Raw genomic sequence first — 20399 nt, forward strand, 5'->3', positions numbered from 1 at the left:
CAGGGGAAATCCAGTGTCAGACATCAATAATCCCTATGCCGCGCCCGCGGCACAGGTGTTTCGTGCTGCATCCGTCTCCGGCCTGTCGCTGGCCGAGCGCGGCAGTCGCCTCGCCGCCGTCATCGTCGATTCGTTGATCACCTTTGCGCTCTACCTGCCACTGCTGATCGGCGTGCTCGTTTCCGATGGCAGGCAGGGCGATGCGCATGAAACTCCGGTGGCGCTGATCATCGGTGGCCTGATTTCCGTCGTCGGCGCGATCGCCCTGATCGTCTACACGGTGCAACTGGTGAGCCAACGTGGCCAGACCATCGGCAAGCGCGCGCTCGACATAAAGGTCGTCCGCGGCGATGACTCGCCGATCGGACTGGGCCGCAGCTTCTGGCTGCGCAACTTCGTTCCCGCCCTGATCGGTATCGTGCCCCTGCTCGGCCCGATGTTCTCCCTCGTCGATATCCTGATGATCTTCAGCGACGACCGCCGCTGCCTGCATGACCGCATCGCCGACACCAAGGTCGTCAAGAGCTGATGCCGACCGCTGCACCGCCGCTCGACACCTTGCGCGAAGTCGAAACACCGGAAGGCGTGGCGCTGACCTTGCGTGCCGCCGGCCCGGTGCCGCGGGCGCTGGCCTGGCTGATCGACTTCACGCTGCGGCTCGGCATTGTCTGGGTCGTGGCAATGATCACGACCCTGCTCGGCCATGCCGGCAATGGCGTGATGGCGGTGATCGTGTTCCTGGTCTACTGGGGTTATCCGATCGCGCTCGAGGTGTTGTTCAACGGCCAGACCTTGGGCAAGCGCGTGATGGGCCTGCGCGTGATCCGCGACAACGGCGCGCCGATCGGCTGGATCCCGTCGATCGTGCGCAACCTCATGCGTAGCGTCGACATGTTTCCGGCGATGTACGGTTTCGGCCTCGCCAGCTGCCTGATCGATCGTCACGCGCGCCGGCTCGGCGACATTGTCGCCGGCACCCTGGTCGTGCATGTCGATCCGCCGGAGCGCGTGCTGTATGCCCCCGAGGTTCCGCCGCTGCCGCTGCCAGTGCTGCTGTTGCGCGAAGAACAATCGGCGCTGGTCGCATTCGCCGAACGCGCGCCTTTGATCACCCGTGAGCGCCAGGAAGAACTCGCCAACCTGCTGGCACCGCTGACCGGCGCTGCCGGTTCGCTGGGCGTGCAGCGCTTGTTCGGCTACGCCAACGGCTTGCTGGGGCGGCGATGAAGCAGGAAGTTTTCATCGCCCGCCACGCCCAGGAATGGGCCACGCTCGAGCGCTGGCTGGACCGCTACGAGGGTTCGCGCCGCAGCAGCAAGTCGCGGCTCTCGCCTTCCGAAGACGGCCCCACCGAACTGGAATTCCCCGCGCGCTACCGTCGTCTTTGCCAGCAATTGGCGATCGCCAGCGGTCGCGGTTACAGCCCGCTGGTGGTCAATCGCCTGCAGGCGCTGATGGAGCGCGGCCACGGCGTGATGTACCGGCCGCCAGCGCCGCGCTGGCGCACCGTCGCCGATTACGTGCTCGCGGGTTTTCCGCGACTGGTGCGCGCTAACGCGCGCTGCATGCTGCTGGCGGCACTGCTGCTGTATGTGCCGATGCTGTCGATGATCGGCGCGATGCAGGTGTATCCGGAACTCGCGCATGCGTTTTTCAGTCCGGCCGAACAGGCGCAGTTCGAGGAAATGTACGACCCGACCGCCGCGCATGTCGGCCGCGATCGCGAAGCCAGCGGCGACATGGAAATGTTCGGCCTGTACATCTGGAACAACGTCAGCATCGGCTTCCGCACGTTCGCCAGCGGCCTGGTTTTTGGCATCGGCGCGATCGTCGTGCTGGTGATGAATGGCGTGAGCATCGGTGCCGTCGCCGGACACCTGCAGGCGATCGGCTATGGCGCGCCGTTTTGGAAATTCGTGGTCGGACACTCGGCGTTCGAGCTCACCGCCGTCGTGATCTGCGGCGGCGCCGGCCTGCGCCTCGGGCTTGCGCTGATCGCGCCCGGCCGCCAGACCCGCGGCCGCGCCCTGGTCGAGGCCGGTGTCGTCGGCGCGCAACTGGCGATGGGCGGATTCGCGATGCTGGTCTGCGCGGCGTTCATCGAAGCGTTCTGGTCGTCGAACGGCGCCTTGCCGGCAGTGGTGAAATACAGCGTCGGCGCCGTGTTGTGGTCGATCGTGTTGTTCTGGTTGTGGCGTGGCGGCCGGGGCGTGGTCGATGCGCATTGATTCGGTCCGCATCGCGCTGCGCCCGCGCATGCCCTGGGAAGCCATCGATCTCGGCCTGAGCCTGGTGCGCCAGCATGCTGGCGCGATCTGGGGGCCGTGGTTGCTGGTCAGCCTGCCAGTGCTGCTTGTGCTCAATGCGCTGGCCTGGTGGATCGATACGCCCTGGCTGGCACTGGTGCTGATGTGGTGGCTCAAGCCAGTGTTCGATCGCGTGCCGCTTTACGTGTTGTCGCGCGCGGTGTTCGGCCCGGCACCGGGCTGGCGCGAAACCCTGCGCGCACAGGCGAACTGGGGGTGGCGTGCGCTCTGGCCGACGCTGCTGTGGCGACGTCTGGATCCATTGCGCAGCCTGCACCTGCCGATCGATCAGCTCGAAGGCCTGCAGGGCGCGCGACGTTCGCAACGGCGCGGCGTGTTGCGCTCGGCGGTGTCCGGGCCTGCGCTCGTGCTCACCTTCATGCTGCTGTTGTTCGTGCTGGCGCTGTTCGCCTCGTTCTGGATGTTGGTGCTGATGTTCGTGCCCAGCGAATTGCTCAGCGATTCGGCCAAGGAGTTGTGGGAAACCTTCTTCGCCTCGCCGCCGACCTGGGCGTTGCTGGTCGGCAACGGCGTGTTGTGGTTGGCGGAAACCGCGGTGGAACCGTTCTATGTCGGCGGCGGATTCGGCCTGTATCTCAACCGCCGCATCCATATCGAGGCCTGGGATCTGGAACTCGGTTTCCGGCGCCTGATCGCGCGCCTGCGCGATGCCACGCAAGGCCTCGGCGTCGCGGCATTGCTGATGCTCTCGCTACTCGTATGCGTGGGCCTGCCGATGCCGGCAACGGCGGCAGTCGTACCCGCCAAGATCGCCGACAGCAAAACCGCCGCAGCGGAAAAAACTACGTCGGCGCGGTCGTATCAGCAGGTCTTCGGAGCGGAATATCGTGACGGCTCCGAAGCCTTCGGCAGCGCAGTGAAGAAGGGCTTCCAGGATCCGCTGCTCGGCGAGAACAAGACCGTGACGTCCTGGCAGCTCAAGAAGCGCTGGGAATTCAAGCCCGACAAGAGCGAACGCGAACCGCCCGCCTGGCTCAAGGGTCTGGGCGAAGTGTTCGGCATGATCGGCGAATACGGCCTGTGGCTGATCGTCGCGGTCATCGCGATCTTCATCCTGTTCAATCTGCCGCGCTGGTTCCCCTGGGTACGCGACAAATTCCAGCGCCAGAGTGTCGATCCGGTCAGCGAGCAACGCATCGAATTGCCGGTGAAGCTGCCCGACGATCTTCCCGCCGGCGTGCGCAAACTCTGGCGCGAAGGCCAGCGTCGCGAAGCCCTGGCCCTGCTCTATCGCGCCTGCGTGGTCGGCCTCGCGCAACGCCTCGGCGCGCCGCTGCCGCCCGGCACCACCGAGGCACAATGCCTGCGGCGCGCGCGCGGTCTCAACGACAACGACAGCGAGCAGCGCCTGCGCGACATCGTGCGCACCTGGCAGTACGCCGCGTACGCCGGCCGCTGGCCCAGCGACGACGAACTCGATGCCCTGCTCGGCGACTGGCCGCGACATTTCGGCGGTGCGCGATGAATCGCCGCCGCTGGCTGTTCCCTTTGCTGATCGTTGCCGTGATCGCAGTCGCCGTCACGGCCTTTCTGGTGCTGTTCGAGCAGGTGCCGCAGACGCTGCGTTCGCCGCCGACCGGCGCGGGCCGCTACAACCCGTTGTATGCGCTCGAGCGCAGCCTGGTCGCGCACGGCATCGACGCGCACTCGCATCGTCGGCTGGAACTGGCGGCGATGAAACTGCAGCCCGGCGACGGCTTGCTGCTTTACACCGATCCGCGCCTGCTCAGCCAAGCGCAGGCCGCGGCCGTACTCGCCTGGGTCGACAACGGCGGCCATCTGGTCGTCACCATGCCGCCCAATGACGGTGGCAAACCTGGCGCATTGCTCGAAGATATCGGCGTGAGCGCTTTCGGATACGACGAGGATGCCGGCGGACTTGCGTCTTCATCCTGCGAGTCGCTCACGATGAATCGAGGCGCATCCGCGCGGGACATGCTCTGCAGCGACAGCCGTTTTCTTCCGCCAAAAAATGGCGTGCTGGCGACCTGGGGCAACGACGAACGTGGCTATGCCTATGCCCGTTTTGCGCGCGGGCGCGGCAGCGTGGACGTACTGGCGGATCTCGATTTCCTCGACAGCGATCATCTAGATCGCGATCTCAACTGGCAACTTGCCTATCAGGTGCTCGCGCCGGCGTTTCCGAAAGGCCGACTGCATCTGGTCTACAACGCCGACGTGCCCTCGTTCTGGCGCATCGTGCTGGCGCATGGCTGGCAGGTTCTTCTCGGTCTCGCGTTGATGATCGCGACTTGGATCGCGATGCGCAGCCAACGTTTCGGGCCGCTGCAACCAGCGGCAGCGCCACCGCGACGCGCGCTGCTCGAACACGTGCAGGCCGCCGGCGAACACGCTTGGCGACGCGGTGCCGCGCGCGGCCTGCATGCCGCGCTGCGCGATGCGTTTCTCGCACGCCTGCGCCGTCGTGATCCGATGGCGATCGCGCTGCAGGGCGAAGCGCGCATCGACTACCTCGCGAAAAAACTCGATACCAGCACGCTGCGCGTGCGCAACGCGCTGGTGCCGCCACCGATCTTCCACGCCGAAAGTTTCCGCGAGGCCATGGCCACGCTCATCCAATTGGGACTCCGCATATGACCACCGATACTCCCGTCGCTTTCTTCACCGCCGCCGAACTCGGCGAACGCATCGCGGCGGTACGCGCTGAAGTCGAACAGGCTTTTGTCGGCCAACCCAAGGTGCTCGACCAGGTCTTGATGGCCTTGCTCGCCGGCGGCCACGTGCTGCTCGAAGGCGTGCCTGGGCTCGGCAAGACCTTGCTGGTACGCGCGCTCGCGGCAGCGATGGACTGTGGTTTCTCCCGTGTGCAGTTCACGCCCGATCTGATGCCCAGCGATGTCAGCGGCCATGCGGTCTACGATCCGAAAACCGAGAGCTTCAAGATCCGCCGCGGCCCGGTGTTCACCAATCTCCTGCTCGCCGACGAAATCAATCGCGCGCCGGCGAAAACCCAGGCGGCGTTGCTGGAAGTGATGCAGGAGCAGCAGGTCACCATCGAAGGAAAAAGCTTTCTGCTGTCGCCGCCGTTCATGGCGATCGCCACGCAGAACCCGGTCGAACAGGAAGGCACGTATCCGTTGCCGGAGGCGCAGCTCGACCGCTTCCTGGTGAAGGTACTGCTCGATTATCCGGACCTCGCCAACGAAGTGCGCATGGTCGCCGAGGTCAGCACCGGGCGCACGGCCACCGATTTCGATCTGTCCAAGGTCAAGCGCGTGCTCGGGCCTGCCGATATCGTCGCGATGCAACGCGGCACCGCCATGGTGACGATCGATGAGGCGGTGATCGACTACGCCGTGCGCATCGTGCGCGCCACGCGCGAATGGCCGGGGCTGGCGATGGGCGCGGGGCCGCGCGGCTCACTGGCGTTGGTGCGACTGGCGCGCGCGCAGGCAGTGATGGACGGCCGCGATTTCGTCACGCCCGACGACCTGCGCACGATCGCCAAACCCGGACTGCGGCATCGTCTCGCGCTGGCGCCGGAGCTGCAGATCGAAGGCCAGCGCGTCGATCAGGTGCTTGATGCGCTGCTCGCGAAAGTGGATGCGCCACGACGATGAGACCGGCGCCCGCCCTCGTCTGGGCGTTCCTGCTGCTGGCGCTGCTCGGCATTCCCGTCGCCTGGGGTTACCTGCCGATGGCGGCGTGGCTGATCAGCGGCGCGGCGTTGCTGGTGCTGGCTGTGCTCGATGGTTGGCAGTTGTTGTCGCGCGCGACGCCGCAGGTTGAGCGCGATCTGCCGGCGATCCTGCCGCTGGGTCCGGAACGCGAAGTGACACTGCGCCTGCGCAGTGATTCGCGCTTCGGCCAACGCGTGAGCGTGCACGACCTGCATCCGGGCGATTGGCCGGTGCGCGGCCTGCCGCGGGCGGTGAGCCTGCATCCGGGCAAGGAATCGGCGTTCACCTATCACGTGTTGCCGATGCGCCGCGGCGCTTTCGTCTTCGAGGGCTGTCATTTGCGTCTGTGGTCGGCGCTGCGCTTGTGGACGCGGCAACGCACCTTGCCGCTGCGTTCGCCGGTGAAGGTGTATCCGAATTTCGCGCCGCTGGCGAAGTACGCGCTGTTCAGTGCCGAACAGGCCTCGCGCATGGTCGGCGCGCATCTGCAGCGCCGCCGCGGCGACGGCACCGATTTCCACCAGATGCGCGAATACCGCGTCGGTGACAGCCTGCGTCAGATCGACTGGAAGGCGACCTCGCGCGCGCACCGGCTGATCTCGCGCGAGTACCAGGAAGAACGCAACCAGCAGGTCGTGCTGCTGCTCGACACCGGCCGGCGCATGCTCGCGCACGATGGTCGCATCGCCCATTTCGATCACGTGTTGAATGCCTCGCTGGTGCTGTCGTATCTCGCGTTGCGCCAAGGCGATGCCGTCGGCCTGATGGCGCACGGCGGCGCGGCGCGCTGGCTGCCGCCACAGCGCGGTCTGGGCACGATCGATGCGCTGATGGCGACGCTGTACGATCTCGAGGCGCAGCCGGTCGCCACCGACTATCTCGAGGCCGCGACCCGGCTCGCGCAGCGCCAGCGTCGCCGCGCACTGGTGATGCTGATCACCAACGGGCGCGACGAAGACATCGAAGACCTGCTCGCCGCCGTCAACCTGTTGCGCAAGAAACACCTGGTCTGCGTCGCCAGCCTGCGCGAACAGGCGCTGGACGAAACCCTGCAGCAGCCGGTGAACGATCTGTCCGGCGCGATCCGCGCCGGCGCTGTCGCCAACTATCTCGACGAACGCCGCCGCGCCCACGATGCGCTGCGCCAGCACGGCATCACCGTGCTCGACGTCACCTGCGCGGAGTTGCCGGCCGCGCTGGTCGAACGCTATCTCGCGATCAAGCGCCAGGGCCGCTTGTAGGTGTAGGTGTAGGTGTAGGCGTAGGCGTAGGCGTAGGCGTAGGAGCCAGCTTGCTGGCGATACCGGCGGGTCGCCAGCAAGCTGGCTCCTACGAATTATTTTTCGGGCGCGTCCTGCTTCTTTTCGGCGGTGGCCTTCACGTCGAACGTCACGCCTTCGAGGATCTTCAGCGTCGCGGCGAATTCCTCGGCGTTCGCGGCGCTGATCCAGACATGCGCGACGCCATCGCTTTCGCTCTCGCCGAAGCTGATCAAGGTATCGCGCGCGTAGGCGCCTTGCTTTTCGTCCGGCGAAGCGTTGTACCAGGTGACTTCATACGGGCCGATATGACTGGTCTCGGCCTTGTTCTTTTCTTCGTGCAGATAGCTCGGGTGCTGGCCGAGATACACGCCGAACACTTGCTGGTCGCCACGCATCGCACGGCAGACATCGAAATCGGGGCCTGTCGTGTGCTTCCAGGTCAGCCCGGATTTCGCCGGCAGGTGCGGACAGATCGCCGCGGCTTCATTGGCAGCGGCGCTGGGAGCCGCCGTCTTGGCGAAGGCGACGCCGGTGAGCGCGCAGAGGATCAACGCAACGGATAACGATATTTTTTTCATGGTCGTGATTCTCAGGGGCGCGAGGAAAGCAGTCGGAAGGTCATGCTGGTGATTCAGCGACGTGTGCGGAAATGATTGCGGAGGCGTATCCGGAACGTACGATTACTCGTCGCGCACGTCATCCCCTCCTCCTTTGCCTGCAGGGAGGAGCTAGCCGGCCCGCGTGCAAGTCACTGCATCCGTTGTGGTCGCCTCGACCGGTTGCGTGACCAGGTGTTTGCCGGCTTCGAGCACTTTCTTCTTCGCCCAATTCTTGCGCTTCAGGCGGGCATTCGCATCTTCCTGGCCCATCGCCAGGGTGTAGTCGCGGCTGTCCGAGGAAATGAACTTCGCCGAATCGAAATGGATGTCGATGATGCCATCGGCCAATTTCCAACTGCCCTGCAGGCGCGTGCGCGTGGTCACCGACAGGCCGCCCTGGATCATCGTCGCGGTCGACAGCTCCGAGAACGAGCCGTCCTTCGCATACGCCGGCTCATCGACAATATTCACCGTCGTGTCCGGACCCTTGATCGAATACTGACCGCATTTCCATTGCCCGGCGATGTCGGCGGGTGCAACGGCGGCGCAACAGGGCGAGGCGATCGACGCCAGCGCAGCGGCAGCGAGAATTTTCCTGATCATGGGGATGCCAGCATGTCGTGATGGGGTTGCGCATTCTAGACCCAGGCGAAACCGACTTGCCCGTTCAGGTTCTCCACCTGATCGAATCAATCTTTTGCAGGAAAGAGACCGCCAGACGGAGTCGCGTTCACGGCACGAACGCCTCGACGGCCGTCACTGCCGCGACCGCGATCATCCCGTACACGTGCGGATACCAGTCGCCACTCGCTGCGCTCCATTCGTAGCGCACTGCGTCGCCCAGTGCTGCCGAATCGAGCGTCAGCCGCAGCAAATTCGTCCGGCCCTGCAGGTGTCGCTGCGCGACGCCGGCGATCTGCGCTGCGGTGGCGCAATGGATGAAGCCTTCGCGTTGCCAGCCGATGGGCGCGTACACGCCGCTGTCTTTCTGCGCCATCCACTGCTCGGCGTCGGCGAAGTGATGGATCAGCGCGGGGCGTTCGACGGGTGCGGAATCATTCACGTGCAATCGCCGCGATGCGACCGGCTTAGTCCGCCGTCGCCAATGCCGCCGAGCGCTGCTGCAGCGAGTCGAACACCGGATCGGTTTCCGGACGTACGCCGTGCCAGCGTTCAAAACTTTCCGCGGCTTGTTCGACCAGCATGCCGAGACCATCGACCACGTGCTTGCAGCCGGCGCTGCGCGCCCAGGCGAGGAAGGCGATCGCGGCTTCGCCATAGCTGAGATCGACGGCGAGCGCGCGTGGCGCCAACAAGGCCATCGGCAGGTTCATCGTCAACGAATCGCGGCCCATCGAAGTGGCGTTGATGATCAGATCGAACGCGCCCTGGTTGCCAAGATCGCTCCAGTAGCGCGAATGCACGCGGCCGGGCTGGCCCAGCGCATCGCAGAGCGCATCGGCCTTGGCTGGACTGCGGTTGATGATGAACAACTCGCCGATACCTGCATCGAGCAGCGCGGGCGCAACGCCATGCGCCGCGCCACCGGCGCCGAGCAATAACGTGCGACGTTCACGCAGGTCGAATTCGCGACGCTCGGTGAGGTCGCGGACCAGACCGGCGCCATCGGTGTTGTCGCCATCCCAGCCGTGTTCGGTGCGGATCAGCGTGTTGACCGCGCCGGCGCGCTCGGCGCGCTCGCTGAGGTGTTCGCAGAGCACGAGTGCCATCTGTTTATGCGGCAACGTGATGTTGGCACCACGGCCGCCGGCGCGGGCGAAGGCCTCGAGCGCGTCGTGGAAATCATCGACGGCGACATCGATCGCCTGGTAATCGAGCGCGATACCGGTCTGCCTGCCGAACGCGGCGTGGATCTTCGGCGACAGGGAATGCGCGACCGGATGACCGAAGACGGCGTAGCGTGAAGTCATCGCAACTCTCCCTGGCAGAAAATGACGAGTACCGCGTCCGCAACCACTGAAGCCAGACTCTACTCCCGTCGCCGGCCGAACCGCACCTGCAAGTTTCATCCGCCATCGCGACTTGCCGGGTGCGCGCTGTCACGTCATTCCGACAGCCAGCGTGCTGCGTCGAGCGCGAAATACGTCAGCACGCCATCGGCGCCGGCGCGCTTGATGCTGGTCAAGGCTTCGAGCGCGCAGGCGCGTTCGTCGATCCAGCCGTTGAGCGCCGCGGCCTTGAGCATCGCGTATTCGCCGCTGACCTGATAGACGAAGGTCGGCGCGCCGAAGTGGTCCTTCACGCGGCGGACGATGTCCAGATACGGCAGGCCCGGCTTGATCATCACCATGTCGGCGCCTTCCTCGAGATCGAGCGCGACTTCGCGCAGGGCCTCGTCGGAATTGGCCGGGTCCATCTGGTAGGTGTACTTGTTGCCCTTGCCCAGCGCACCGGCCGAGCCGACGGCATCGCGAAACGGGCCGTAGAAACTGGAGGCGTATTTCGCCGAATAGGCGAGGATGCGCGTGTTGACGTGGCCGGCGTCTTCGAGCGATTCGCGGATCGCACCGATGCGGCCATCCATCATGTCGCTGGGCGCGACCACGTCGGCGCCGGCCTCGGCATGCGACAGCGCCTGCGCGACCAGCGCGGCGACGGTTTCGTCGTTGACCACGTAACCGCTGGCGTCGATCAGGCCGTCCTGGCCGTGCGTGGTGTACGGATCGAGCGCGACGTCGGTGATCACGCCGAGCTCGGGGAAATTCTTCTTCAGCGCACGGATCGCGCGCTGCGCCAGGCCTTCGGGATTCCAGGCTTCGGTGGCGTCCAGCGATTTCGCCTGCGGATCGGTGACCGGAAACAGCACGATCGCGGGAATCTTCAGCGTCATCGCCTGCTCGCCGACACGCAATAATTCGTCTATCGACAGGCGTTCGACGCCCGGCATCGAGGCGATCGCCGCACGGCCGGACAATTCGTGCACGAACACCGGCAGGATCAGGTCGTTGGTGGTGAGCACGGTCTCGCGCACCAGCCGCCGGGAAAAATCATCGCGGCGCAGACGCCGGGGACGGGACATCGGGAAGGTCATGAGGGCACTCCTTTGCCAACATGATAACGCCGGATAGGATGGGGCCATGTCGTCGATGCCGCCCCTGCCGCGCCTGGTCCGTGCCTGTCTCTACGGTTTGGCGATGCTGGTGCTGCTTTGCTGGTTGCTGCCGCTAGTGGGCCTGCCGGATCCGCACCGGCCCGACTGGCAGCATCTTTCCAGCGCGCCGTCGTTGCGTGACGGCCACGGCTTCGGCACCGATGCGATCGGTCGTGACGTCTTGTCGCGCACGCTCGCCGGCGGGCGGTTGTCGTTGACCATCGGTGCGATTGCCAGCGCGATCGCGCTGGTTGTCGGACTTGGCTACGGCGCGATCGCCGGTTATGCCGGCGGCTGGATCGAGCGCGTGATGGTGCGCGCGCTCGACGTGTTGTCGGCGCTGCCTTTCCTGTTGATCGTCATCCTGCTGCTGAGCCTGTTCGGACGTTCGCTGCCGCTGCTGCTGTGCGCGATCGGTGGCTACGTATGGATCGATCTGGCGCGGGTGATGCGCGCCGAAGCCGCACGCCTGCGCGAGTCGCCGTTCGTACTCGCCGCGCGCGCCGCCGGTGCGGGCTTTTCGCAGGTGTTGCGCTGGCATCTGCTGCCGAACCTGTTGCCATTGGCGCTGGTGTATCTGGGCCTGATTCTGCCGCAGGCCATCCTCGTGGAAAGTTTTCTCGGCTTTCTCGGCCTGTCGGTCGATGAGCCGTCGGCGAGTTGGGGCACGCTGCTTTACGAAGGCAGCCAGGAACTCGACAGCGCGCCGTGGACATTGCTGTTTCCGGCGGTTTTCCTGATCGCGACGCTGGCCAGTTTCCAGTTTCTCGGCGACGGCCTGCGCGACTGGCTGGACGTGCGGCGCGTACCGCGATCGGCGGATGGCGCATGACTGCGCTCTTGTGCGCACGCGGCTTGCAAGTGCATCTCGCGGGCCGGGCGGAGCCCCTGCTGGGTCCACTGGACCTGAATGTCGATACCGATGATTTCAGCGCACTGGTCGGTGAATCGGGCAGTGGCAAGAGCCTCACCGCGCTCGCGCTGATTGGTTTGTTGCCGGCGGGTTTGTCGGCGCGCGGCGAACTGCATTTCGACGGCCACGTCATCGTTCTGGGATCGCGCGAGCATATTGCGCTGCGTGGCCGCCACCTCGCGTGGATGCCGCAGGACCCGCTCGCCAGCCTGCATCCGTTGCGCCGCGTCGGCGACCAACTGTGCGAATCGCTGCGCGTTTTGCGCGGTCTCGATGGCGCTGCCGCGAAACGCGAGGCGCTGCATTTGTTCGCGCAACTGGAGTTGCCGGAACCCGCCGAGTGTTTCCGGCGCTATCCGCACCAACTTTCCGGCGGCCAACGCCAGCGTATCGGTCTGGCGCTGGCGCTGGCCGGCGAGCCGGCGCTGCTGATCGCCGACGAGCCGACCTCGGCCCTGGATCCGCGCCTGGCGCACGAAATGCTCGCGCTGCTCGAACGCCTGCGCCGCGAGCGTGGCCTGGCGCTGCTGCTGATCAGCCACGATCTGCCCCTGGTCGGGCAGTACGCGCGGCAGGTGACGATCCTGCAGCGCGGACGTAGCGTCGAACACGGCGAGACCCGCGCGGTGTTTGCCGCGCCCGCCGCCGACTACACGCGCACGCTGCTCGCGGCCGATCATCTTCCGGAAGCCGTCGCCGGCGAGCGTGGCGAAAAAATACTGCAGGTCGATGCGTTGCAGATCCGCTATCGCCGCAGCACGCAGCCGGCGGTGAAGGAAGCGCAACTGCAATTGCATCGCGGGGAGTGCCTGGCGCTGGTCGGCGAAAGCGGCAGCGGCAAGAGTTCGTTGGGGCGGGCGCTGCTGCGGCTGCTGCGCGATGGCGTCAGCGGCCGCATCCTCATCGATGGCGAGGATCTGCTGCAGGCCACACGGCCGCGACTGCGCGCGCTGCGCCGGCGCATCGGCGTGGTGTTCCAGGACCCGTATGCATCGCTCGATCCGCGCCAGCGCATCGCCGAGATCGTCGCCGAGCCCCTGCGCATCCACGAAAATCTTTCCGCCGCCGCGCGCCGAGCTCGCGCCGCCGCCCTGCTCGCCCAGGTCGGCCTGAATGAGGATTGCCTGGATCGTTATCCGCACCAGTTTTCCGGCGGCCAACGCCAGCGCATCGCGATCGCACGCGCGCTGGCCTGTGCGCCCGAACTGCTGGTCTGTGATGAAGCCGTGTCGGCGCTCGATGCGCAGCACCGCGCCGAGATCCTCGCCCTGCTCTCGCGCCTCAAGCGCGAGCGCGGCCTGGCGATGCTGTTCATCACCCACGACCTCGGCGCAGCGCGGGCGCTGGCCGAACGCATCGCGGTGATGGACCGCGGCGAGATCGTCGAACAAGGTCCTTGCGCGCAGGTGCTGGCTGCGCCGGCCCATGCCGCGACCCGGGCCTTGCTGGGTCCGGAGGCAGTCCGCGGCCCCGGCTATCCAAGGCCGGGGATTTGCTGAACAATCGGTTCATGGCGATAACCAACACGCCGCTGCTGCTCAGCGAACCGGAATCCTTCGTGCATGCCTTGCTGGGCGCGCGGGACATGATGGGCCTCGCGACGATGGTCGGCGACTACCTCGAAGGCAAGGGCCTGAGCCTGGCGGCGATGGTCTGGAACCACCAGCCCGAGGATCCGCGCCGCCTGCACTCGACCAATGAACTGTTGCCCGGGCCGACGCTGCTGGCGTTGTTGCAGAGCGCGCGTCGCCAAGGCGGCAGCGCCGAGGAGATCGATCCGCGCACGGGCGAAGTGCAGATGGCAGTGGTGCTGGCGCAGAGCGCCGGCTTCTGGGCCGCGCTGCTGTGCCGGTTCACGCCGGGCAAGGTCGACAGCAACTGGCGCGACGTGTTGCCATCGCTGTCGCTGCGCTCGCAGTCGCTGCTCAACACCCAGCGCCTGCAGGTCGATGTGGAGCGGCTGGAAAGCGCCGAGCGCCTGCAGCGCGCGCTGTTCGCGATCAGCGATATTGCCAGTTCCGATCGCGACACGTCCGAGGTCCTGCACGGCCTGCACCAGATCGTCGGCCGGTTGATGTACGCGGAAAATTTCTACATCGTCCGTTTCGATCCCGAACACGAGACGATCCGCTTCCTGTATTTCGCCGACAGCCAGGACCCGGACATTCCCGATCCGAACAAGCTGCTCGGCCCGGACGAGATGAAAAACAGTCTCACCCTCGGCCTGCTGCGCTACGGCAAGCCGATCCGCGATTCGTCCGAGACGGTGCGCAAGACCCTCGGCGTCGTGCATGACGGCAACCTCGGCCCGGACAGCATCGACTGGCTGGGCGTGCCGATCATCGAAGACGGCGTCGTGCGCGGCGCGGTGGTGGTGCAAAGTTACGACCCGGCGGTGCGTTACAGCGAATCCGACCAGGCCCTGCTCAGTTACGTCGCCCAGCACATCCTCGGCGCGCTGTCGCGGCGCGAGGCGCAGGAAGAACTCGAGCGTCGTGTCGAACAGCGCACCACCGAGCTGCGCCAGGAAGTCCACGAACGCCAGCGCAGCGAACGCCTGCAACGCGCGCTGTACCGGATTGCGGAACTGTCCGGCAGCAGTCACAGCGTCGAATCGTTTTTCGCCTCGGTGCACGAAATCGTCGGCGAGCTGCTGGACGCGCGCAATTTCTACATCGCACTGCTGACGGCCGATGGCAACGAACTCGAATTTCCGTATTCGGTCGACGAACGCGACCAGCGCCAGAAAGGCCGCAAGCTTGGCCGCGGCCTCAGCGAATACGTACTGCGCACCGGCAAGCCGCTGCTCACCGATCGCAACGGCGTCGAAGCGCTGGAAGCTGCCGGCGAGGTGATTTCGGTCGGCACCAAGTCGGTGTGCTGGCTGGGCGTGCCGCTGATGGTCGAGGGCAAGGCCAACGGCCTGATCGCGCTGCAGAGCTACACGCCCGACTATCTGTACACGCCACGCGACGAGGAATTGCTGAGCTTCGTCTCCTTCCACATCGCCAATGCGCTGGAGCGCCGGCAGGCGCACGAATCGCTGCGCCAGGCCTACGCCGACCTGGAACAGCGCGTGGAAGCGCGCACCAGCGAGCTGGCGGTGACCAACCGCGAGCTGCGCGACCAGATTTCGGTGCGCGAACGCATCGAATACAAACTCAAGCATGAAGCCCTGCACGACACTCTGACCGGCCTGCCCAACCGCAGCCAATTGTTGGCAACGCTAGGCCTGTCGCTGGCGCGCTACCGCGCCAACGGCGAGCATGTGTTCGCGGTGCTGTTCCTCGACCTCGACCGCTTCAAGGTGGTCAACGATTCCGTCGGCCACCTGGTCGGCGACGAATTGCTCAAGGAAGCCGCGCTGCGGATCAGCCGCTGCGTGCGCGAACCGGACACCGTCGCCCGCCTGGGCGGTGACGAATTCGCGATCGTGATCGATCGCATCCACGATCCGGCCGACGCGGTGATGGTCGCCGAACGCGTGATCCGCAGCCTGTCCGAACCGATGCGCATCGCCGGCAAGGAGCTGTACACCTCGGCCAGCATCGGCATCGCGCTCGCGCACGAACGCTACCGCAACCCGGAAGAACTGCTGCGCGATGCCGACGTCGCGATGTATCGCGCCAAGGCCGCCGGTCGCCAGCGTTTCGCGCTGTTCGACGAAACCCTGCACGAGGACGCGCTGCGCCAGCTCGAGCTCGAAGGCGACCTGCGCCGCGGCCTGCAGCGCAACGAATTCGTGCCCTACTACCAGCCGATCATTCGGCTCGCCGATGAAGCAGTGATCGGTTTCGAGGCGCTGATGCGCTGGATGCATCCCGAGCGCGGCATCCTCGCACCCGGGGTGTTTCTCGCCACCGCCGAGGAATCGGGCACGCTGGAACAGATCGACTGGCAGATCTACGAACAGGTCTGCAGCGACATCCGCGTGCTCAGCGCCGGCGATCGCTACGTCACCATCAACGTTTCACCACGCCATCTGCGCGTCGCCGATTTCGATGAGCGCCTGCTGTACCTGTTGAACGAACACCAGGTCAATCCGAAACATCTGCGCCTGGAAGTCACCGAAGGTGCGCTGCTGGAAAGTCCCGAGCAGGTGCAAAGTTGCCTGCATCGCCTGCGCGACGCCGGTGTGCAGACCTTCCTCGACGATTTCGGCACCGGCTATTCCTCGCTGTCCTACCTGCACGGCTTCCCGCTGCAGGGCATCAAGATCGATCGCTCCTTCGTCGCCGCGCTCAAGTCCGGCGAGAGCGGCGGCACCACGGCGATCGTGCGCGCGATCCGCCTGCTCGCCGATTCGCTGGGCCTGGAAGTCGTCGCCGAAGGCATCGAAACCATCGCGCAACGCGAGCAGCTGACCGAACTCGGCCTCACGCTGGGCCAGGGTTACCTGTTCTCCAAACCGGTTTCGATGAACGAGATCAGCACGAAAGTTCTCGTGCGCGATCGCCAGGCCTGATGCGCGCACGCGGCTCGCGGCGTCCCGGCGTTTCGAATTCGCGATGACAGATCAACCGGTTTCCGATTGGCTTGGCGCGCAGTTTGCGCTGCTGCATCCGCAACTGCAGTCCTTGCATCGCGACGGTGGCGTGTTGCACGGCGCGGTGGACATCGTTTTCGGTCGCAGCCTGGCGGGCGTGTTCGGCCGCCGTCTCGCACGCAGGCTGGGCATTCCCGACGCCGCCGGCACGCACGCACTCGAGGTCGACATCAGTCACGACGGCGCCGCGCTGTATTGGGATCGCCGCTTCGACCAGGGCTCGCGCATGGCGTCGGTGTTCCGCCCGGTCGGCCATTGGCCCGAGGGTTACTGGCTGGAACAAACCGGCCCGATCGAACTGCGCCTCAGCGTCGATGTTCTTGATGGCGGCTGGTATTGGCGATTACTCGGCGCGAAATTTCGTGGCATACCGCTGCCGCTATGGTTGCTGCCGCAAAGCAAGGCTTACAAACGCATCGAAAACGGAAGCTATCGCTTCCATGTGGGATTTTCGCTGCCGCTGTTTGGCTTGGTGCTGTCTTACGGCGGGTTGCTGACGGCGAAGATCGGCGACTGAAAATCAGCGCAGCATCTGCACGCTGCGCATCCACGCGATCGTGTCGGCAAGCAGCGCCGGCAGCGGCGTGGCGCGGTAGTCGAGATCGCGGATGGCTTTCGACGAATCCACGGCCAGGTCGTGGCAGGTGAACATCGCCGACTCCGGCGTGATGTCGGGCGGCTTGCGGGTGATCAGCGAGACGCGGTATTTGAATTGCGCGAAGATTTTCAGCAATGGCAGCGGCAGCGCGCGCTTCGGTGTCTTGCGACCGAGCTGCCCGCCGATCAGGGTGACCAGTTCGAGAAAGCTCGCGTGTTCGCCGCCGAGCAGATAGGCCTCGCCGAATTTTTCGCGCTGCCAGGCACGCACCTGCGCCTTGGCGATCTCACGCACGTCGGCGAAGGCGCCCGATCCCGGTGGCACGCCGGGCAGACGATTCTGGTCGATCATCGCGATCAGCCGCGACCAGTTGCGGGTATCGCCCGGGCCGAGGATGTGCGAGGGCTGGAAGATGATGAAGGGGATGCCTGCGGCGCGCACCGCCTGTTCGGCGAGGAATTTCGTGCGCTCGTAGTTGATCCAGCTGTCGCCGCCGCGCTGCGCCACGTCTTCGCGCAGCATGCCGTGCACCAGATGCGAATACGCCGAGACGCTGGAGGTGTGCATGAAACTGCGCACGCTGGCTGCTTTCGCCGCAGCCAGCAGATTTTCCGCGCCGCCGACATTGGTGCGCGTCTGCGCGTCGTTGTGCGGGCGCCAGGTGTTGGTGTCGGCGGCGGTATGGAACACCGCGTCGACGCCGGTCATCGCCGCGGTCAATGACGCGACATCGGTGACATCGGCGCGCACCGGCGTGCCGCCCAGCGCGCCGATCACCGCATCGGTTTCCTCGCGGCGCGACAGCGCGCGCACCTCGGCACCGGCCGCGACCAGTTCGCGCAGTACGTGCTGACCCAGGAAGCCGCTGGCACCGGTAAGCAGGACAGTCGTCATGGCCGCAGCTTACCGTAGGTCTTGTCGCCAGCAAGCTGGCTCCTACGGATCGACGTTGTAGGAGCCAGCTTGCTGGCGACCGCTCACGCGCCAGTGGACAATACCGTCATGAATTCCCTCGCCCACCTGCAGCCCCAGCTTGAATCCGGTCTCGATGCGCTGGCACTGCCGACGACACTGGCGCCGCGCCTGCTCGATTACCTGGCCCTGCTCGATCGCTGGAACAAGGCCTACAACCTCACGGCGATCCGCGATCCGCGCGAAATGCTGGTCAAGCATCTGCTCGATTCGTTGGCGATGCATGCGCATGTCGAACCCGGCCGGCTCGCCGATCTCGGCACCGGCCCGGGTCTGCCGGGCATTCCGCTGGCGATCGCCAAACCGGAATTGCAGGTCGCGCTGGTCGAGAGCAATGGCAAGAAGGCGCGTTTCCTGCGCGAGGCCGTGCGTCAGCTGCAACTGGACAATGCCCGCGTGCTGGAGTCGCGCGCCGAGGAGGTCGATGAGCCCGGCGCCTTCGATCTGATCACTGCGCGCGCGCTCGACCGGCTCGCCGGAATTCTCGCGGTCGGCGGCCATCTGCTCGCGGCCGATGGCCAGCTGCTGGCGATGAAAGGGCCGCGCGTCGACGAGGAGGTCGCGGAATTGCCAGCGGGATGGGCGTTGGCCGCGGTCCACAAGCTGACCGTGCCGGGCCTCGATGGCGAACGTCATCTGGTGGTGGTGTCACGGAAAAACCCGTGATCGGGTCGCCGGTCGCGATCCGGGCCATCCAAAGCCGACCCGAACCGGCATAATTGCCCGCTCGGGCTCGGCCAGGCCAGACCCGAGCCCCGCCTGCAAGGAACCGTTCATGGGTCGCATCATCGCCATTGCCAACCAGAAGGGCGGCGTCGGAAAGACGACGACGGCCGTCAACCTGGCCGCTGCACTCGCAGCCACACCACGCAAGGTGTTGCTGATCGACCTCGATCCGCAGGGCAATGCCACCATGGCCTCGGGCGTGGACAAGCGCGACCTGGAAAATTCCACCTGCGAAGTGCTGCTGCGCGAATGCGACGCCGCCACCGCGATCGTGAAAACCGCCGAGGGCTACGATCTGCTGCCGGGCAACATCGACCTCACCGCCGCCGAAATCCAGCTGATGGACGAAACCGAGCGCGAGCAGCGGCTGAAGGCCGCGTTGGCGCCGATCCGCAGCAACTATCAATACATCCTGATCGACTGCCCGCCCTCGCTGTCCCTGCTCACGCTCAATGCGCTGGCCGCGGCCGACGGCGTGATCGTGCCGATGCAATGCGAATATTTCGCGCTTGAAGGCTTGTCGGCGCTGGTCAACACCATCGATGCGCTCAAGCAGCGACTCAATCCGACGCTGCAGATCGAAGGCATCGTCCGCACCATGTTCGACGTGCGCAACAACCTCGCCAACGCGGTATCGGGCGAGCTCACCACGCATTTCGGCGACAAGGTGTTCCGCTCGATCATCCCGCGCAACGTGCGCGTCGCCGAGGCACCCAGCCACGGCCAAAGCATCGTCGGTTACGACAAGGCCTCGCGCGGCGGCATCGCGTACATGGGCCTGGCCGGAGAAATCATCCGGCGCGAAAAGAAAGCAAGTAAGGAGACCGCGTAATGTCCTTGAAGAAGCGCGGCCTGGGCCGGGGGCTCGATGCCCTGCTCGGCACCAGCAAGGCGGCGGCTGCCGCAACGCCGGAAGAAATCCGTTCCGACGCGATGCGCACGTTGGCGATCGATCTGATGCAGCCGGGCAAGTACCAGCCGCGTACCGGCATGGATCCGGAGCGCTTGGCCGAGCTCGCTGAATCGATCAAGGCGCAGGGCGTGATCCAGCCGATCGTCGTGCGCGAGATCGGCAAGCACAAATACGAAATCATCGCCGGCGAGCGCCGTTGGCGCGCTGCGAAACAGGCCGGGCTGACGGAAATCCCGGTGGTGCTGCGCGAGGTCGACGACCGCGCGGTGATCGCGATGGCGCTGATCGAGAACATCCAGCGCGAAGACCTCAATCCGCTGGAAGAAGCCCTGGCGTTGTCGCGACTGATCGACGAATTCTCGCTCACGCACCAGCAGGCAGCGGAAGCGGTCGGCCGTTCGCGCGCGGCGGTGTCGAACTTGCTGCGTCTGCTCGAGTTGCCCGAGGAAATCCGCAAACTGCTCGAAGACAAGAAACTCGAGATGGGCCATGCCCGCGCCTTGTTGACACTGGTGCCGCAGGCGGCGATTGCGTTGGCGAAGGACGCGGCGGAAAACGGTTTGTCCGTGCGCGAAGTGGAGCGTCGTGCGCAGCAGCTCGCGCAGGGCAAGATTCCGAGCAAGAAAGCCGCCGTTCCCGCCAAGAAAGCCGACGCCGACATCGCCCTGCTCGAGCGCGAACTCGGCGAGCGCCTCGGCGCGAAAGTCGCCGTGCAGCATGGCCGCGGCGGACGCGGCAAGCTCGTGATCGCCTATCACGGGCTGGAAGCGCTCGAAGGCATCCTGGAGAG

The 20399-nt window shown here is 65.7% G+C and carries 20 protein-coding genes; 14 read left to right on the forward strand and 6 right to left on the reverse strand.

All coding sequences use genetic code 11. The features are described from left to right. Positions 1-13 precede the first annotated feature (13 nt). The 7 genes from VKM35_RS03650 to VKM35_RS03680 are packed head-to-tail and all read left to right on the forward strand — an operon-like array spanning position 14 to position 7209. The gene (locus tag VKM35_RS03650; RefSeq protein ID WP_324318459.1) at positions 14-529 is read left to right on the forward strand and encodes an RDD family protein; all 516 of its coding nucleotides are present in this window, start codon (positions 14-16) and stop codon (positions 527-529) included. Next, the gene (locus VKM35_RS03655; RefSeq protein ID WP_324318461.1) at positions 529-1227 is read left to right on the forward strand and encodes an RDD family protein; all 699 of its coding nucleotides are present in this window, start codon (positions 529-531) and stop codon (positions 1225-1227) included. The genes VKM35_RS03650 and VKM35_RS03655 overlap by 1 nt, the downstream gene beginning before the upstream one ends. Beyond that, positions 1224-2228 carry a stage II sporulation protein M gene (locus tag VKM35_RS03660; protein ID WP_324318463.1) on the forward strand — a complete coding sequence of 335 codons (1005 nt, stop codon included), beginning with the start codon at positions 1224-1226 and terminating at the stop codon, positions 2226-2228. Before VKM35_RS03655 ends, VKM35_RS03660 begins: the two co-directional genes overlap by 4 nt. After that, a complete protein-coding gene (locus tag VKM35_RS03665; protein WP_324318465.1) occupies positions 2218-3792 on the forward strand; it encodes a DUF4129 domain-containing protein in 1575 nt (524 codons plus the stop codon). Before VKM35_RS03660 ends, VKM35_RS03665 begins: the two co-directional genes overlap by 11 nt. Then, positions 3789-4925: a DUF4350 domain-containing protein gene (locus VKM35_RS03670; RefSeq protein ID WP_324318467.1), complete on the forward strand. Its 1137-nt coding sequence runs from the start codon at positions 3789-3791 to the stop codon at positions 4923-4925. Before VKM35_RS03665 ends, VKM35_RS03670 begins: the two co-directional genes overlap by 4 nt. Continuing rightward, positions 4922-5908, forward strand: coding sequence for a MoxR family ATPase (locus VKM35_RS03675; protein ID WP_324318469.1), 987 nt, complete (start codon positions 4922-4924; stop codon positions 5906-5908). The genes VKM35_RS03670 and VKM35_RS03675 overlap by 4 nt, the downstream gene beginning before the upstream one ends. Continuing rightward, complete coding sequence (locus tag VKM35_RS03680) at positions 5905-7209, forward strand: DUF58 domain-containing protein (protein ID WP_324318471.1); 1305 nt, start codon at positions 5905-5907, stop codon at positions 7207-7209. The genes VKM35_RS03675 and VKM35_RS03680 overlap by 4 nt, the downstream gene beginning before the upstream one ends. A 95-nt stretch (positions 7210-7304) precedes the next feature. Here VKM35_RS03680 and VKM35_RS03685 read toward each other — a convergent pair whose 3' ends face one another. The 5 genes from VKM35_RS03685 to hemB all read right to left on the reverse strand — a co-directional run bounded on the left by VKM35_RS03685 (position 7305) and on the right by hemB (position 10881). Continuing rightward, positions 7305-7808 (reverse strand): hypothetical protein, encoded by a 504-nt coding sequence (locus tag VKM35_RS03685; RefSeq protein WP_324318473.1) that lies wholly within the window; start codon positions 7806-7808, stop codon positions 7305-7307. 150 nt (positions 7809-7958) lie between these two features. After that, complete coding sequence (locus tag VKM35_RS03690) at positions 7959-8432, reverse strand: hypothetical protein (RefSeq protein ID WP_324318475.1); 474 nt, start codon at positions 8430-8432, stop codon at positions 7959-7961. A 127-nt stretch (positions 8433-8559) separates the two neighbouring features. Then, on the reverse strand, positions 8560-8892 hold the full coding sequence (locus VKM35_RS03695; RefSeq protein WP_324318477.1) for a DUF952 domain-containing protein: 333 nt from the start codon (positions 8890-8892) through the stop codon (positions 8560-8562). A 25-nt stretch (positions 8893-8917) separates the two neighbouring features. After that, positions 8918-9760, reverse strand: coding sequence for a shikimate dehydrogenase (aroE, locus tag VKM35_RS03700; protein WP_324318479.1), 843 nt, complete (start codon positions 9758-9760; stop codon positions 8918-8920). A gap of 134 nt (positions 9761-9894) precedes the next feature. Then, positions 9895-10881 carry a porphobilinogen synthase gene (hemB, locus tag VKM35_RS03705; RefSeq protein ID WP_324318481.1) on the reverse strand — a complete coding sequence of 329 codons (987 nt, stop codon included), beginning with the start codon at positions 10879-10881 and terminating at the stop codon, positions 9895-9897. Between the two features lie 46 nt (positions 10882-10927). Between hemB and VKM35_RS03710 the strand changes: the two genes are divergently transcribed. The 4 genes from VKM35_RS03710 to VKM35_RS03725 are packed head-to-tail and all read left to right on the forward strand — an operon-like array spanning position 10928 to position 16917. Further along, a complete protein-coding gene (locus VKM35_RS03710; protein ID WP_324318483.1) occupies positions 10928-11773 on the forward strand; it encodes an ABC transporter permease in 846 nt (281 codons plus the stop codon). After that, positions 11770-13353: an ABC transporter ATP-binding protein gene (gene nikE / locus VKM35_RS03715; RefSeq protein ID WP_324318485.1), complete on the forward strand. Its 1584-nt coding sequence runs from the start codon at positions 11770-11772 to the stop codon at positions 13351-13353. Before VKM35_RS03710 ends, nikE begins: the two co-directional genes overlap by 4 nt. Before the next feature lie 11 nt (positions 13354-13364). Continuing rightward, positions 13365-16319 carry a bifunctional diguanylate cyclase/phosphodiesterase gene (locus VKM35_RS03720; RefSeq protein ID WP_324318487.1) on the forward strand — a complete coding sequence of 985 codons (2955 nt, stop codon included), beginning with the start codon at positions 13365-13367 and terminating at the stop codon, positions 16317-16319. Between the two features lie 43 nt (positions 16320-16362). Continuing rightward, complete coding sequence (locus VKM35_RS03725) at positions 16363-16917, forward strand: DUF4166 domain-containing protein (RefSeq protein ID WP_324318489.1); 555 nt, start codon at positions 16363-16365, stop codon at positions 16915-16917. Positions 16918-16920: 3 nt separating this feature from the next. On the opposite strand, the gene VKM35_RS03730 is transcribed toward VKM35_RS03725, so the two are convergent. Beyond that, a complete protein-coding gene (locus VKM35_RS03730; RefSeq protein WP_324318491.1) occupies positions 16921-17892 on the reverse strand; it encodes an NAD-dependent epimerase/dehydratase family protein in 972 nt (323 codons plus the stop codon). A gap of 108 nt (positions 17893-18000) precedes the next feature. Here VKM35_RS03730 and rsmG point away from each other — a divergent pair, with 108 nt between their 5' ends. The 3 genes from rsmG to VKM35_RS03745 all read left to right on the forward strand — a co-directional run. Then, on the forward strand, positions 18001-18636 hold the full coding sequence (rsmG, locus tag VKM35_RS03735; RefSeq protein WP_324318493.1) for a 16S rRNA (guanine(527)-N(7))-methyltransferase RsmG: 636 nt from the start codon (positions 18001-18003) through the stop codon (positions 18634-18636). 109 nt (positions 18637-18745) lie between these two features. Further along, complete coding sequence (locus tag VKM35_RS03740) at positions 18746-19528, forward strand: ParA family protein (protein ID WP_324318495.1); 783 nt, start codon at positions 18746-18748, stop codon at positions 19526-19528. Then, positions 19528-20399: ParB/RepB/Spo0J family partition protein (locus tag VKM35_RS03745; RefSeq protein ID WP_324318497.1), on the forward strand; the 872-nt coding region annotated here is incomplete at its 3' end. The genes VKM35_RS03740 and VKM35_RS03745, both read left to right, overlap by 1 nt.

Source organism: Arenimonas sp. (assembly GCF_035312645.1).
GTDB lineage: Bacteria > Pseudomonadota > Gammaproteobacteria > Xanthomonadales > Xanthomonadaceae > Arenimonas.